Origin of the sequence: Novosphingobium sp. BW1, assembly GCF_008107685.1 — a bacterium.
In the GTDB taxonomy this organism is placed as follows: Bacteria; Pseudomonadota; Alphaproteobacteria; order Sphingomonadales; family Sphingomonadaceae; genus Novosphingobium.
On the sequence record NZ_VIRF01000075.1, the window covers coordinates 20,480 to 35,534 of the forward strand.

General features: G+C 65.8%; 15 protein-coding genes and 1 tRNA gene. 7 read left to right on the plus strand and 9 right to left on the minus strand.

Annotation, left to right across the window (positions count from 1 at the left end; genetic code table 11):
- Window positions 1–99: 99 nt before the first annotated feature.
- The 5 genes from FMM79_RS12215 to FMM79_RS12235 all read right to left on the minus strand — a co-directional run bounded on the left by FMM79_RS12215 (window position 100) and on the right by FMM79_RS12235 (window position 5,831).
- On the minus strand, window positions 100–936 hold the full coding sequence (locus tag FMM79_RS12215) for a TorF family putative porin (protein WP_148627754.1): 837 nt from the start codon (window positions 934–936) through the stop codon (window positions 100–102).
- A 408-nt stretch (window positions 937–1,344) separates the two neighbouring features.
- Complete coding sequence (locus FMM79_RS12220) at window positions 1,345–2,883, minus strand: SulP family inorganic anion transporter (protein WP_148627755.1); 1,539 nt, start codon at window positions 2,881–2,883, stop codon at window positions 1,345–1,347.
- On the minus strand, window positions 2,883–3,572 hold the full coding sequence (locus FMM79_RS12225; protein ID WP_148627756.1) for a carbonic anhydrase: 690 nt from the start codon (window positions 3,570–3,572) through the stop codon (window positions 2,883–2,885). The genes FMM79_RS12220 and FMM79_RS12225 overlap by 1 nt, the downstream gene beginning before the upstream one ends.
- A gap of 160 nt (window positions 3,573–3,732) precedes the next feature.
- Window positions 3,733–5,061, minus strand: coding sequence for an ATP-binding protein (locus tag FMM79_RS12230; RefSeq protein ID WP_148627757.1), 1,329 nt, complete (start codon window positions 5,059–5,061; stop codon window positions 3,733–3,735).
- Window positions 5,061–5,831, minus strand: coding sequence for a response regulator transcription factor (locus tag FMM79_RS12235; protein ID WP_148627773.1), 771 nt, complete (start codon window positions 5,829–5,831; stop codon window positions 5,061–5,063). The genes FMM79_RS12230 and FMM79_RS12235 overlap by 1 nt, the downstream gene beginning before the upstream one ends.
- A 472-nt stretch (window positions 5,832–6,303) precedes the next feature.
- Between FMM79_RS12235 and FMM79_RS12240 the strand changes: the two genes are divergently transcribed.
- Window positions 6,304–6,756, plus strand: coding sequence for a tRNA (cytidine(34)-2'-O)-methyltransferase (locus FMM79_RS12240; RefSeq protein WP_148627758.1), 453 nt, complete (start codon window positions 6,304–6,306; stop codon window positions 6,754–6,756).
- Window positions 6,757–6,762: 6 nt separating this feature from the next.
- On the opposite strand, the gene FMM79_RS12245 is transcribed toward FMM79_RS12240, so the two are convergent.
- Window positions 6,763–7,662: a GGDEF domain-containing protein gene (locus FMM79_RS12245; protein ID WP_148627759.1), complete on the minus strand. Its 900-nt coding sequence runs from the start codon at window positions 7,660–7,662 to the stop codon at window positions 6,763–6,765.
- The gene (locus FMM79_RS12250) at window positions 7,659–8,534 is read right to left on the minus strand and encodes a hypothetical protein (RefSeq protein WP_148627760.1); all 876 of its coding nucleotides are present in this window, start codon (window positions 8,532–8,534) and stop codon (window positions 7,659–7,661) included. The genes FMM79_RS12245 and FMM79_RS12250 overlap by 4 nt, the downstream gene beginning before the upstream one ends.
- A 312-nt stretch (window positions 8,535–8,846) precedes the next feature.
- Between FMM79_RS12250 and FMM79_RS12255 the strand changes: the two genes are divergently transcribed.
- Window positions 8,847–9,314 (plus strand): hypothetical protein, encoded by a 468-nt coding sequence (locus FMM79_RS12255; RefSeq protein ID WP_240339142.1) that lies wholly within the window; start codon window positions 8,847–8,849, stop codon window positions 9,312–9,314.
- Window positions 9,315–9,425: 111 nt separating this feature from the next.
- Window positions 9,426–10,577: a glycosyltransferase family 1 protein gene (locus FMM79_RS12260; protein WP_148627774.1), complete on the plus strand. Its 1,152-nt coding sequence runs from the start codon at window positions 9,426–9,428 to the stop codon at window positions 10,575–10,577.
- Window positions 10,578–10,612: 35 nt separating this feature from the next.
- Here the strand turns inward: FMM79_RS12260 and FMM79_RS12265 are convergent, their stop codons facing one another.
- Window positions 10,613–10,951, minus strand: coding sequence for a hypothetical protein (locus tag FMM79_RS12265; protein ID WP_240339143.1), 339 nt, complete (start codon window positions 10,949–10,951; stop codon window positions 10,613–10,615).
- A 253-nt stretch (window positions 10,952–11,204) separates the two neighbouring features.
- Between FMM79_RS12265 and FMM79_RS12270 the strand changes: the two genes are divergently transcribed.
- From FMM79_RS12270 to FMM79_RS12285, 4 genes are all read left to right on the plus strand, one after another.
- A complete protein-coding gene (locus FMM79_RS12270) occupies window positions 11,205–12,527 on the plus strand; it encodes a replication-associated recombination protein A (RefSeq protein WP_148627763.1) in 1,323 nt (440 codons plus the stop codon).
- Between the two features lie 5 nt (window positions 12,528–12,532).
- Window positions 12,533–13,432 (plus strand): hypothetical protein, encoded by a 900-nt coding sequence (locus FMM79_RS12275; RefSeq protein WP_148627764.1) that lies wholly within the window; start codon window positions 12,533–12,535, stop codon window positions 13,430–13,432.
- Window positions 13,433–13,509: 77 nt separating this feature from the next.
- A complete protein-coding gene (locus tag FMM79_RS12280) occupies window positions 13,510–14,154 on the plus strand; it encodes a flavin reductase family protein (RefSeq protein WP_148627765.1) in 645 nt (214 codons plus the stop codon).
- Between the two features lie 88 nt (window positions 14,155–14,242).
- Window positions 14,243–14,318 (plus strand) — tRNA-Thr (locus FMM79_RS12285).
- Window positions 14,319–14,462: 144 nt separating this feature from the next.
- Here FMM79_RS12285 and FMM79_RS22280 read toward each other — a convergent pair.
- Window positions 14,463–14,921: an acyltransferase gene (locus tag FMM79_RS22280; RefSeq protein ID WP_148627766.1), complete on the minus strand. Its 459-nt coding sequence runs from the start codon at window positions 14,919–14,921 to the stop codon at window positions 14,463–14,465.
- Between the last annotated feature and the right edge of the window lie 134 nt (window positions 14,922–15,055).

Genomic DNA, 15,055 nt, shown 5'->3' on the forward strand with positions numbered 1-15,055 from the left:
CACCCGCACATGCCTCTGGCGCATGTGCCCCACCCAACGGCAAAGCCCCCCGGCACATATGCGCCGAGGGGCCCTCCTGCATTCCCGAAGGAAACGCGATCAGAAGCCGGCCGAAACCTTGAAGACCACGGTCGAGCCCGAGATCACCGAACCGTTCTTGCTCGAACGGAAGCCCGAGCCGAGATAGTTCGATTCCGAGCGCGAGATGTCGGTGTCGACATAGGCGATGCCGAGCGTCAGCGGACCGAGCGCATAATCTGCGCCGATGCTCCAGTCGATGTACTCGCCGGTCGGCGCAAGGCTTGTGCCCCAGGGGCCAAGCCCTGCGTTGCCGTTCGAGTAGCCAAGGTGTGCGTTCAGCGTCAGCGGCGTGTCGGGAATCCCCGCACTAAGGTCGGTGTGCAGGTACAGGTTGTCGCCCTTGTCGCCCGGATCGTCGTAGCCGTCCGAGAAGCCGCTGTAGTACCAGGTGCCGAGCGCTTCCTGCTTGGGCGCGTAGTTGATGCCCACACCGATGTTCACAGGGCCCACGTCGCCCGAAACGGTCGCGTAAAGCTCGGCAAAGTCGGTGGTATCAAGGCCGCCGGGGAACATGATCCAGGTCAGGCCCGCATCGACATTGAGGCCGTTGCCCAAGTCCGTGCTGTAGCCCGCGAAGAGGTCGAGTTCGGTGTTGGAACCGCCAAAGGTGCCCCAGCCCGAAAGGTTCGAGCCCCAGGTACCGGCATAGAAACCGCTGTCATGGGTGACTTGGATGCCCGCCTGGATCGCCATCTCGCGGTCGGTCATCGAGACACCGCGGTAACGATAGTCGGTCACCAAGGTCGCTTCACCGGAAACGGTGAGGCCGGAATCGTCCTGGGCTGCCGCAGGGTTGGCCGCGGCAAAGCACGAAAGGGCAAGGCAGGCCGCGCCTGCGAGCATACGAATCTTCATTTCTGGAACGTCCCTCATTTTTCATGTGGTTTTTACGTTCCATCCTGCGGCTCCCCCGCCGGGCCTTCACTTCGAGGTGGACCCGTTTCGAAACAGCAAGGTTCGGAATAAGCTTAACGCCGCCCCTTGCAAATCACTTCATTCCACAAGTGGTCACTTTGATCTAATATTGTTGCCTTGTTGCAACAAACGCATATTTGTCGTGCAAATAGCGCAATATTGGGACCGCAAACAAATTCGGCTCTCCGCCCGGCCGGTCAGTACCGGCGCGGGCGAAGAGCCGCTTCGCATATCTAAACTCAGGGTAATGACGTCCTGTACCAAGCTGCAACGATGCTGACGCATCCGCACCTTGGAAGACTCTGGCGACGCGCAGGCTTCACCACGTCACACCGAGTCAACCTTTTATCACGCGCGCATGGCGGCCACGATCAAGGCATCGCCCGTAACGCGGTCGTCGTGTCCACCCTGGCGGCGCCGCGCGATCCACTCGGCCAGCGTTTCGGCGGTGGTATGATCCATGCCCTTCACGCGTTCAAGGTCGAGGTGGACGGGCTCACCGTGGGGCTGGCGCTCCAGCACGGTGTTGAGCTTGGTGAGACCAAGGAAGGTCGCAGCCCCGTGCAGCTCGACGCGGCGGCCGTGCTCCTCATCATGCTCGTGCACCTTGAAACGGATGTCACGAAGGTGCGGCAGCAGTTCGACGACCGAAAGCGCGAGGCCTACGAGAACGCCGGTCAAGAGGTCCGTCGTGACAACCAGCACGAAGGTCACCGCCCAGATCGCCGCCGGAAGGTAGCCGTGGTTCTTGTAAAGGTGGGTGACGTGCTTGAGGCTGACGAGGCGCCAGCCGGTGATCACCAGAACACCGCCGAGCGAGGCCATCGGAACTTCGCGCAGCAGCCAGGGCAGCAGCGCGATGAAGCCCAGGATCCAGACACCGTGGAAAATCGTCGACAGGCGCGTCTTCGCGCCGGCCTGAACGTTCGCCGAGGAACGCACGATGACGCCGGTCATCGGCAGCGCACCGACGAGACCGCACAGCATATTGCCCACGCCCTGCGCGCTCAGTTCCTTATCGTACTTGGTGCGCGCACCGTCGTGCATGCGGTCGACCGCAGCGGCCGAAAGCAGCGTCTCGGCGCTGGCGATGAAGGCGATGGCGAGCGCGGTGACAAGGAGCGCGGGGCTCGCAAGCGGGGCAAACCAGGCGGTGCTCGCGGGCAGTGCAAAGGCCGAGCCGATCGAGGCTGGAACTTCAATGCGCGCGACGTCGAACCCCATGCCCCAGGCGACAGCGGTCGCTAAGACGACGCCGAGCAGCGCACCAGGAACAAGCGCCATGGACTTGGGACGCAGTTTTTCCCAGCCCACCATCACGACGATGGTGAGGAGACCGAGGCCAAGCGCGATCTCGCTCGCCGCAACGCTCGAGAAATCGAGGCCGAATATCCGCCCGGGCATCGCGGCGAGGTTTTCGACACCATTGGAGAGCGGCTTTTCATCGAAGAGGATGTGGAACTGCCCGATCACGATGAGCGCGCCGATGCCGGCCAGCATGCCATGGACAACCGCCGGGCTGATCGCGCGGAACAGGCCGCCAAGCTTAGCCCAGCCCGCCACGAGCTGGAGCACCCCAGCAAGCAGCAGCACGGGACCGAGCGCCTCGAGCCCGTGCTCGCGCACGAATTCGAAGACGATCACGGCCAGGCCCGCAGCGGGCCCCGAAACCTGAAGCGGCGAGCCTGCAAACAGGCCCACGACGATGCCGCCGATGATGCCCGTCACCAGCCCCTTTTCGGGCGGCACGCCCGAGGCGATGGCGATGCCCATGCACAGCGGCATGGCGACCAGGAAGACCACGATCGAAGCGGTGAAGTCACGCCCAAAGTGCGCGAAGAAGCCGGTCCGTCCTTCGGACGCCGGCGCGGTGGGGGAGGTACTCATTATTCGGCAGCCTCTGCAAGTTCGGTAGCGATGCGCGCCTTGGCGCGCAGGGCCACGGGAAGTTCGCGATCTTCGCGCAAGGCCACGAACTCGCCGGTCTCACCATCGAGACCGAGAACCTGGCCAGCGTGGATGTCGACGAACCAGCCGTGAAGGGTTATTTCCCCGCGCGCGATGCCTGCAGCCACGGAAGGATGGGTGCGCAGGTGCGCGATCTGCGCAATGATGTTCTCAAGCGTAATGGCGCGCACGCGCTCGGAGCCGGTCAGTTCGGGGTGGCAGGTCGAGACGATGTGTTCCGCCGCCGTGCCGTTCCTGAGCCAGCCCGCAACGTTGGGCATCGCCTCCAGGCCCGTGGGATCGGCGAGCGCCTTCATCGCACCGCAGTCCGAGTGACCGCACACAATGATGTCGCTGACACCGAGCGCCACCACGGCGTATTCGACCGTCGAGGTAACGCCACCGTTGTGGGTGGAATAGGTGGGCACGATGTTGCCCGCGTTGCGGCAGACAAATAGGTCACCGGGCTGCGCCTGCATGATCTGCTCGGGCACGATACGCGAATCCGCGCAGGAAATCATCAGCGCCTTGGGCGACTGACCATGGGTGGCGAGTTTCCCGAACAGTTCACTGCTGGCCGGAAAGATGGACTTCTCGAAATGGAAGACGCGACCAATGAGTTCGTTCACGTTTCGTCACCTTATGTAAGGAATCGGGCAATCCGGCGCACACAGACGCCAAGATTGAGCCCGAGTCTATGTCAGTGAGGTGTCCCTCCAAGTTCGTAAATGTAACGAAGTCTTGCTGATTGCCTGCAAGGCAACAGGTGTTGCAATTAGCAAAACAAAGTCAGGAACTTGGCACGAGAGGGAGCCGCAGCGTCGCGCGCAGGCCGCCTTCGGCGCGGTTGCGCAGGTCGATCGTCCCGTTCTCCATGCGCACCGCGCGCTGGACGATGGGGAGCCCCAACCCCATGCCCGCCGTATCGCGCGCGCGCGCCGAATCGAGCCGCACGAAGGGCTGCATGGCATCGGCGATGCGCTCCTCCGGGATGCCCGGACCATCGTCCTCGACGACGATTTCCACCCCGTCCCCGTCCTTGCGCAGGGACACCCGCACGTTGCCCCCGTAATGCAGCGCATTCTCGATGAGATTGGAGAGCGCACGCCGGATCTGCACCGGACGGGCCCGCACCACGGCATGGGATGCTCCCTCGTAGCTCGCATCCGCGCCATGGTCAGCCTGGGTGTCAACGAGGGTCTGGGCCATGACGGCGACGTCGATGCGCTCGGTCGGAATGGTTTCTCCGCCGGTGTCGACATAGGCCTGGATTGATTCGATGAGCATGCGCATCTCGTCGATGTCGCGTGACATGCCCTCACGCATGTCGGGTGCGAGGCGGTCATCATCGAGCCTGAGGCGCATGCGGGCGAGCGGCGTCTTCAGGTCGTGCCCGATCGCCAGCATCGTCTGCGTGCGGTCCTTGAGTGACTGGTGGATGCGCTCCTGCATGGCGTTCATCGCACGAATGAGCTGGCGCATCTCGTCGGGCCCGCGTTCGGGCACGAGGCACGGCGGGCCCGAGCCGAACTTGTGGGTCGCCCTGATTACCGAGCGCAGAGGCCCGAGCGCCGCGCGCAGCAGCACCCAGGCCAGCAGGATAAGGAGCAGTGTGGGCAGGATCAGGCTGGCCAGCCGCCCCGCCGTCAGCTTCCAGGCCGCATTGGCGTGGGTGTGGAACTTCAGGACACTGCTGTCCACCAGCAGCATCGAGCCTCCGATATTGCCGCGCCCGGGCACCTCGTCGAGATGGAGCTCGATGTCCGAGCGCACGAGGCCGGGCTCGAAGGCGACGACCTGCTCGCGCAGCTTGGCAAGCCCGACGGGTCCCCGGTAACGGCGGCTGGAGGGTATCCATTCCAGCGTGAAGCGCGAGGTACTGAGCGCCTTGGTTACCTGCGGGCGCGCCTCGGGCGCCACGCGCTCCACCGCGCGCGAGGCGAGCAGCAGGTTCTCGGCAATGCGCTCTGCATCGTCGCGCCGCAGTTCGAACGAATTGGCGCTCTCGAAAAGGAGCGTGTTGGCCGCAAAATCGACCAGCGCGACCAGCAGGAGCACCGCCAGCAGACGCTCGGGCAATCCCAGGCGCCGGACGAAGGCCAGCACCCGCTGAAGCATCAAAGGCGGGTCACTTCGGCCCGGAACATGTAGCCCACGCCGCGCACAGTCACGATCGGCGATTCGCCGCCCTCGGCCTGAAGCTTGCGGCGCAGACGGCTGACCAGAACGTCGATGCTGCGATCCGAACTGTCGCCGATGCGCGAGCGCGACAGCTCCATCAGCCGCTCCCGGCCGAGTACACGCTGAGGATAGCCCAGGAACGTGGAGAGCAGGTCGAATTCCGCGCCGGTCAGGTCGACGATGGCGCCATCGGGCGAGCGCAGTTCACGGCGGGCCTGCGACAGCTGCCAGCCATCGAAGGTGATGGTGTCAGCCGAACGGGTCTCGCCCCCGAAATCGGCAACGCTCTCGCCCACGGTGTTGCCCCGGCGCAGGACCGCGCTGACACGGGCGGCCAGCTCGCGCGTGCTGAAAGGCTTGGCGAGGTAATCATCGGCGCCCAGCTCGAGACCGAGCACCCGGTCCTCCTCGCTGCCGCGCGCGCTGATGAAGATGATGGGAATGTCGCTCTCGCGCCGCAGGCGGCGGAACAGGTCGAAGCCGCTGGTGCCCGGCAGCATGATGTCGAGCACGACAAGGCTGACCGGGGATTCTCGCAAGGTCACCCACATCTCCGCGCCGGTGGCCGCGGTGAGCACGTTGAAGCCGCTCTGCCGCAGGGCGCGAGCGGTCAGCGTGCGCAGCGCGCCGTCGTCCTCGACCAGGAGAACGGTGGCGGGGCCGGACTGCGGCGGGCTGGAAAAGGTATTGGTGGAGGACACGTTCATCGGCTCAAGCATCTGGTTCTTCTCTGGCTATAACCCCACCCGATTCGGGACGCAAACGGGATGAGAGGAGTAAAGGACGGGAGGAAAACGAAATTCCCCGGGAGAGGCTCCCAGGTCCGCATCCGATGCAGGAAAACGGCCACCTTTCGCCAGGTTAGCCGTCCCCGCGGGAGCGGATTCACTCCGACAGGCCAGCCGTGTGCGGCTCCGGGCGTCCTCCCCGGCCCCGACGTAGTGGCCTTCTCCGGCACCTTCCCCCGGCAGCTGAAGCCGCCCGAAAAGCATGGGACGCGGGCCCCCTCTCTTTGCAATGGGCAGGCGCATTTCTGGACACGTGCAGTGTCGAACCGCCGTCCGCAGCGTAACGAAGTGTTGCCCAAATCCGAAAAAGAGATGCCCCGACCCACACCTGCGCCGGTTTCCCATGGCTCCAGGGGCTTGCCAGCCGCGTGCAGGCCCGCCAAGCGGAACCATGCGCATTGCTCTCTACGAACCCGAGATTGCCGGCAACGTCGGCGCCGTCCTGCGCCTGGGCGCGTGCCTGGGTACGGCCATCGACCTTATCGAGCCCATGGGCTTTGCCTGGGACGACCGGCGGGTGCGCCGCGCGGCAATGGACTACATCGACCATGTCACCTTTACCCGCCATGCCGACTTTGCCGACTTCCAGAGGACGCACGCCGGGCAACGGCGCGTGCTCTTCACTACGAAGGCCACGACGTCCGCCTATGCCTTCGACTACCGCGCCAACGACATCCTGCTGTTCGGCAAGGAAAGCGCAGGCGTGCCCGACGCGGTGGCGCAGGTGTGTGATGCGTGCGTGCGCATTCCGCTGCGTGCTGAAGTACGCTCGCTCAACCTGGCGACCGCAGCCGCACTGGCCCTGGGCGAAGCGCTGCGCCAGACAGGTTCTCTGCCGGGCTGAGGCGCCTCAACGCACCGCGTTGACCTCGGCACCTGCGCCATCACCTTCTCCCGGAGTATCCCCATCCATGGCCGCAGCCACCCGGTTGCGTCCTCCGCGCTTGGCCCGGTAGAGCGCCGCGTCCGCATCGTGGTAGAAGTCGCGAAAGGTCGGCAGGGGCGCAAAGGCGCCCTTGAGCGTCCGATCCTTTTGCTCCGATACGCCGGCAAGGCCGATGGAAACGGTCACCTTGCTTCCCGCCAGCACGCCGGCATGCTCAATTCCCTCGACCGCGCGCCGCACGCTGTCGGCAAAACGGCGCAGCGCAAAGCCCGACATACCGGCCACGGCCATCGCGAATTCCTCGCCCCCCAGACGCGCGACCCGGCAGTATGGCCCTTCGCGCGCCGCAAGAACCTGCGCAATGGCAACAAGCACATCATCACCGATGTCGTGCCCATACGTGTCGTTAACAAGCTTGAAACGGTCGACGTCGAACAGCAGCAGCGCAAAGGAGGCCCCGTCGCGCTCCGCCGCATCGAGCATGGGCGCGATGGCCTCCATGAAGCCGCGCCGGTTGCGCAAGCCCGTCAACGGATCGAGGCGCGCCTGGGCCTGGGCCTGGGCCTCGCTGCGCAGCGCCAGGTCGCGCTCGATACGCACCTGCCCACTGGCCCGCGAGACCGCAACCGCCAGCATGATGGTCTGCCACGCCGCCGCGCACAGCACCAGGATCTGTGAGCCCGCGCCGTAGAACCAGACATCGATGTCGACGAACTCGATAAGCCCGAGCGTGGCCATCGGCAGCGCCCAGGCCGCGGTGTAGAGCCGCGCCTTGCGACTGCCCCGCCGCCAGGCGAGCGCAAGGCACAGCGCCACCAGAAGCAGATCGAGAAGAACCGCTACGCCCAGCAGGTTGGAGATCATAGCGATCGGCCCCGTGCGCAGCAGAGCCAGGGGAATGCCCGCAAGCGCGCCCCCCCCCCCGCCAGGACCAGCACGGCCCGGCGCAAGCCCCGCGGCAGCTTGCCCTCTTCCAGTGCCGTAACCGCGCTCAGGGTTGCCAGTGCCACGGCAAAACAGGACAGCATCGTACACACCTGCGCCGCGGGAGCCCCGGCCATTCCTGGCCAGATGAACAGCGCCAGTTGCGACCACAGGGCGCCCCAGACGAACATCACCCCCGCCCAGCCACTCTGCCACAACGCGAACTGGCGGTGCGCGGTCAGGGCCAGCGTCAGGTTGTAGATTGCGCCCACCGCGAGGAGGACCAAAGCCCCGCCGACCGCAACCGCGAGCGCCGTCGCCTGCCAGTGCAGATCCTCGACATCGACCAGCCGCAGCCGCAGCAGACGGGCGCTCGCAAGCCGGTCGAAGCGCACCACGATATTTGCGAGCGGCTGGTCGCGCACCGGCGGCTCAAAGGCGATCTGCCCCCCGGCCCGCCAGTGCCCTCCAAAATCGCCTTGCGCGACCGACTGGCGCCGGACCTCACCATCGGCATAGCGAAAATAGACCTCGAGGCGATCGAAACGCGATGTCCCCACTATCAGGACCGGACCTCCCTCTGCGGCATGGTTGGTTCGGTCCCACTGGGTCAGGCCGATGCGGTACCACAGGCTGGAGCGCTGGTAGCGGCTGCGGTCCGGCGCCCCGCCCGCACACGTGAATTGCGGAAAGCCCGCTTCGGGTGCACCGGGATGGACCAGAGGCGTCACGGCATGGCAGGTCGGGGCGAGCACATGCGACGTCGCGGCCGAAGCGGCGGCAGGCAGCGTAAAGATGAGAAAGACAAGCAACAGCAGCAGTCCAAAAACATGCGAAGTTCTTTCAAAACGTCGCAAAAGAGACATGCTGAGTCGAATCATTACGCGTCCACTAATGCGATACTTTCACCTACGAAAGTCTTACCTGCTCGATTTATGAGAGAACGTCGCGCACAACAGCCCGCCCCATCCCTGCCTCGCCCCATCCCCGAAACCGTCGAATTCAGTCGGCATTCAGTCGCGCCAAGCTAGCCCGAGCGACATCACGGCCCGCCGAACCCGCCGTATTTGGCTGGCATAGGAAGGGAGCTGAACTTGATGAAATCCGCGTTTCGAAACATAGGCTTGAAGCTAGGAATTGGCGCCGCGGCGGCGGCCGGAGCCCTGCTCGCAGCCTCCCCGGCCATGGCACGCGACCGTTACCGCGACGGGGGCAACGACGCCGCAATTGCCATTGGTGCCGGTGTTTTGGGGCTCGCCGTGGGCGCGGCCCTGGCTGACCGCGACGACCGTTATTACTATGACCGCGACTGGTACCCCTCGCGCCGCTACGTCACCGTTCGCGGGCGCCCTGGCTACTATTACTACTATGCCGACCGCCCCAACCGATATTACCGCGACCGCTATTACAGCCGCGACTACGCGCCCTATTACCGCAGCCATCGACGTGACTGGCGCGCGCGCCGTCACAATGCCCGCAGCGACTGGCGCCGGGGTGGGCGCGACTGGCGTGGCGGTCGGCACTATTCGCGCCGTCATGGCCGCCACCATGATCGTGGCGGGCACGGCCATCACCGGCGAGGCCGCCGCTGAGCCGGGCGCATAGCAGACGCGGTTGCCACTTCTCGCAATGAGAGGGTGGCAATCGCGTGCGCGCGCCAGCCCCTCGCCAAGTCCGCCTGCGAGCGCTATGGGCCGCGCACCATGGATATTTCCGACCTTCGCATCGCCCTGTTCTCGGGCAACTACAATTACGTTCGTGATGGCGCCAACCAGGCGCTCAACCGCTTGGTCGATTATCTTCTGCGCCAGGGTGCGAATGTTCGTGTCTATGCGCCGGTCGTGGAAGAACCCGCCTTTCCGGCTACGGGCGACCTTGTCGGCGTCGGCGCCCTGCCGATCCCGGGCCGCGCCGAATACCGCGTGCCGCTGGCCATCGCGGGCAAGGCACGCCGCGATCTCGCGGCCTTCGCGCCCAACATAGTGCATGTCTCCTCGCCCGACCCGGTCGGCCACAGGGCGGTGACTTGGGCGCGCAAACGCGACCTGCCCGTGCTGGCCTCGGTGCACACCCGTTTCGAGACGTACCTGCGCTATTACAACATGGCCTGGGGCGAACCGGTGATCGAGGCGATCCTGCGCCGCTTCTACCGCCGCTGCGATGCGCTGGTGGCGCCGTCCGAATCGATGGCCCAGCTGCTGCGCGAACAGCGCATGAATTACGACGTGACGATCTGGTCGCGCGGGGTTGATCGCACGACCTTCAACCCCGACCGCCGCGACATGGAATGGCGCCGCAGCCTGGGCATCGCCGACCACGAGGTCGCAATCGGCTTCCTGGGCCGTCTCGTAATGGAAAAGGGGCTCGACGTTTACGCCGACACCCTCGATGACCTGCGCCGCCGGGGCATACGCTTCAAGGTCATCGTCATCGGCGAGGGGCCCGCGCGCGAATGGTTCGAGAGCCGTCTGCCGGACGGAGCCTTCGTCGGCTTCCAGCAGGGTGCCGACCTTGGCCGCGCGGTGGCCTCGATGGACGTCCTGTTCAACCCGTCTGTCACCGAGACATTCGGCAACGTCACGCTCGAGGTCATGGCCTGCGGCCTGCCCGTCGTCGCGGCGGCCGCCACCGGCAGCCAGAGCCTGGTTGCCGACGGCGTCTCGGGGCGGCTGGTGCCGCCGGGCGCGATCAGCCAGTTCTCCGAGGCCATCCGCGCCTACGTCGAGGATCCGGCCCTGCGCCGCGCGCACGGCGAGGCCGGTGCCCTGCGCGCCAACGACTTCGACTGGGACAAGATCAACCAGGCCGTCGCCGACACCTACATGCGCCTCATCCGCCAGCGCGCGAGGGGCTAGGACACGGGGCGCGCGGCGAGCTCAGCACGCTCAGCTCAGCTCAGGATACTCGCTCGCAGCATCCGCAGCGAGAAGAGCAACAGCGCAAGCGCGATCAGCCAGATCGCGCCACTGACGGCCACGTCAGCGCTGCGGAACGCGGGCGCCTCGGTGACGCTCCAGTGGTAGACACTCGTCACCGCCAGTCCCAGAAGCGAGACTCCGAAAGCTGCTGCGGCCAGCCGCGCCCGGCGCAGCAGCAGCAGCGCCCCCGCCAGCCCGCCGCCGACGCCCAGCGCCCAGAACCCCACCAGCCACAGCGGCAAGGTGTCGAGATAGGCCACATATCCACGCGGGAACGCGGACAAATAGCCGGCATTACGGGTTACCGTCATCAGATAGTCGAAACATCCAAAACCGTTCCAGATCACAGCTAGGATCGCCACGGTCCAATACCAGGCCGGAGCCCGTGCCTTCTCCACCATACGCACCTCGCTCGCGGCCCTGACTTGCGCAGTTGTCCAAATTCTGACGCAGCCGCCCCTTCTTGGCAACCTGCGGCCCGTTCACGCACTTTTTCGGGGTAAGGCGCTGTTTCGCCGCGCCGGAGGCGATGCAATCGCGCGCGCAACACGCTAGGGAACCGCCATGGCTGACCTGTTCGGAGATGATCTGCCCCTGCCCGAGAGCGAGGAACCGCTGGCCGAGGACGCCCCGCTGGCCGACCGCCTGCGCCCGCGCACGCTGGACGACGTCGTCGGGCAGGAGCACCTGACCGGCCCCGAAGGCGCGATCGGGCGCATGGTAGCCGCGGGCAAGCTCTCCTCGATGATCCTGTGGGGGCCACCTGGCACCGGCAAGACCAGCACCTCGCGCCTGCTCGCCAAGGCGGTGGGCATGCGCTTTGCCGCGGTCTCGGCCGTCTTCTCGGGCGTCGCGGACCTGCGCAAGGCCTTTGCCGAAGCGGAAACGGCGGCCAAGGCGGGTCAGCGCACATTGCTTTTCGTGGACGAGATCCACCGCTTCAACCGCGCCCAGCAGGATGGCTTCCTGCCTTTCGTCGAACGCGGCACCGTAACGCTTGTCGGCGCGACCACCGAGAACCCCAGCTTCGCGCTCAACGCAGCCCTTCTCAGCCGCGCGCAGGTGCTCGTCCTCAACCGCCTCGACGAGATGGCGCTCTCCACCCTGCTCTCGAAGGCCGAGGCGCTGGAAGGCCCGCTCCCCCTCACCGACGAGGCGCGCGCGGCCCTTATCGCCACGGCCGACGGCGATGGGCGCTTCCTGCTCAACCAGGCCGAGACTCTTTACGCCGCGCACATCGAGGAACCGCTGGGCCCGGGCCCGCTCGGCAAGTTCCTGCAGCGGCGCATGGCGGTCTACGACAAGGACCGCGACGGGCACTACAACCTCATTTCCGCCTTTCACAAGTCGGTGCGCGGCTCGGACCCGCAGGCCGCGCTCTACTACATGGCGCGCATGCTCGTCGCGGGCGAGGAGCCCCTTTACATCCTGCGCCGACTTGCTGCCATCGCAAGCGAGGACATCGGCCTCGCCGACCCCCAGGCGATGGTCCAGGTGATGACCGCCAAACAGTCCTTCGAGTTTCTCGGCTCGCCCGAAGGCGAGCTCCCGCTCGCCCAGGCGGTGATCTATTGCGCCAGCGCGCCCAAGTCGAACGCCTCCTACATGGCCAAGGCCGCCGCGACCGAACTGGCGCGTGAGACCGGCTCGGTTGCCCCGCCCATGAACATCCTCAACGCGCCGACCAAGATGATGAAGGACATGGGGTACGGCGCGGCCTACCATTACGACCACGACCAGCCCGACGCCTTTTCCGGCGACAACTACTGGCCCGAGGGTGTGCCCGCCCAGAAGTTCTACACCCCCAACGAGCGGGGCTTTGAACGCGAACTGAAAAAACGCCTCGAATGGTGGCAGAAGAAGCGCGTCGAGCGGCGCGGAGGCTGAGCCCGTTGACTCGCGCGCGCGCCACCTTCGACCATTTCCTGGCCATCGACTGGTCAGGCGCGCGCGGGCGCCATCACAAGGGCATTGCGCTGGGCCTGTGCGCGCAAGGGACAGGCGCCCCCCAGCTTCTGGCCCCGCCCTCGGCGCTCGGCTGGTCGCGCGAGGCGGTTCTGCACTATCTGCGCGAGGACGTCCCTGCGCGCACACTGGTCGGCCTCGACCTTGGCATCGCGCTCCCCTTCGCCGATGCGGGCGCGTTCTTTCCCGGCCTGGCCCAAAGCCCGGATACGGCCCGCACGCTGTGGGCGCTGATCGACCGCATTTGCGACGGCGAGGAGGACCTGGGCGCCAATGCCTTCGTCGACCACCCCGATTTCGCGCCCTACTTCCGCCGCCATGGCGGTCGCGAGGGCAAGCGCTTCCATCTGCCCGCGAGCGACCACCGCCGCGGCCGCCTGCGCGTCACCGAGGCGGCACAGGCACGTCTGGGCTGCAAGCCTTACTCCAATTTCAACCTCGTGGGCGCGGCGCAGGTCGGCAAATCCAGCCTGACCGGCATGCGCCTGCTCCATCGCCTCACCGGCACGCTGCCGGTCTGGCCCATCGACCCGCTGCCTCCCTCGGGCAGTGTCGTGTGCGAGATCTACACCACGCTCGCCGCCGTCGAAGCCGGACGCCGCGCGGGCCGAGCCAAGATTACCGAGCGCGGCGAACTCGACACAGCGCTTGGCGCACTGGGATCGCAACCGCGCGGCGAGAGCGGCCCGATCGACGACCACAGCGCCGATGCGCTTCTGACCAGCGCCTGGCTGCGCGGAGCCGCGGCGCGGCAGGAACTGTGGCATCCCACAGAGCTTACCCCTGAACTGGCAACGCGCGAGGGCTGGACCTTCGGCGCCCTGTGATCCAGACGCACCAGAGAGACAGCGGACGCGCCAGGCGGGACTACACCGCACACGCGCCCCAAGGAGAGAAGGCCCCCATGGATTTCGATTTCGCGACGCTGAGCCCGCAGGAACGCTACAAGCTGCTCGGCTCCAGCATCACCCCGCGCCCGATCGCCTGGGTCGCCTCGCAATCGGCTGCGGGCGTTGGCAACCTTGCCCCCTTCAGCTTCTTCAACGCGATGGGCGCAAACCCGCCGCTGATCGCGCTCGGCCTCATCACCCGCGCCGACGGGCAACTCAAGGATACCACAACGAACATCCTGGAAACCGGAGAGTTCGTCGTTCATCTCGTCAGCGAAGCGCTGGCCCCGGCCATGAACATCACGTGCATGGACGCGCCTGCCGACATCGATGAGACGGCGCTCGCGGACCTGAAGGCGGTGCCCTCCAGCGCGATCTCCGTGCCCCGCTTGGCCGATGCACCGGTCGCCATGGAATGCCGTCTCTACCAGGCTATCCCGGCAGGCAGCACTACCATCGTCCTTGGCGAAGTGCTCCACTTCCACATCCAGGACGACTACATCGACGCCGAGAAGCTCTACGTTGACACGGTTGGCCTCGACCTCGTCGCGCGCATGCACGGGGGCGGCTGGTATGCGCGCCAGAGCGACCTGTTCGATATGCCCCGTCCCGTCTACGAGGACTGGCAGGCGCAGCACGACGAAACTTCCCAAAGTTAGGAAATTCGGCTTTTCCCCACCTTGGGAAAAATCGCGCTGGACCAAGTGCCCCCAAGCTTGGTAAGGGCCCCCTCTCTTGAGAGCGTGTGCCGGTTTAGCTCAGCTGGTAGAGCAGTTGATTTGTAATCATCAGGCCGCGGGTTCGACTCCTGCAACCGGCACCACCTCTCCCTTCCCAGTCTTTGCAGCCCACCCCGGGTTTCCGGGTATTCACGCGAAGCGGCGACTGAGCCTCGCGCCATAACCGCCGAGGATCTGCTGGACAGGACGCTCGAAGCCATATGTCGAGACCGCGGCAATCAGGATGCTCAGCCCCTACGATGGCCAGACCCAGCGCGAGGTCCGGGACCCGGCCCGAAAGCCAGGGCTCCAGCGTCCACATCACGGGCTTGGGCAGCAGATAGATAGCGTAGGACATAACGCACAGCCCGGTAAACACGGGCAAGGACGAGGTAGAAGAGCGGGAACACGCGGGCGATCCGATGGGTCGCGTAGCGCATCACTTGCCGGTTGGTGAAAGACCTCTGACCATAGAGAAAAGCCATGAGAAAGCCGCTCAGGAGGACGAAGAGAAGGACGCCCATCTGCCCGGTCCCTTCTCCCGGGATACGGAGAAAGAACCCGGCGTTCGCGCAGTGCGACACCACCACGGCCATCGCCGCGACACCGCGCGCCCCATCAAGTGCGGGAAAATGACGCGGGGGCTGATCAGGTCCAAAGCTGGCACCAGCGACCGGCTCCTGAACAAGGGACTGGCCTGCCGCCATCCTCCCTCCCCCGACTGAACGCGCAATTCGCGAAACCCTCTCGAACGAGCCCCCTGCAAAGCATCGGAGCCGCGCGGCGGGAAGTTCGGCAAAGGGACTAATACCAATATGCGCGGCGTCTATCAGACGGGGGC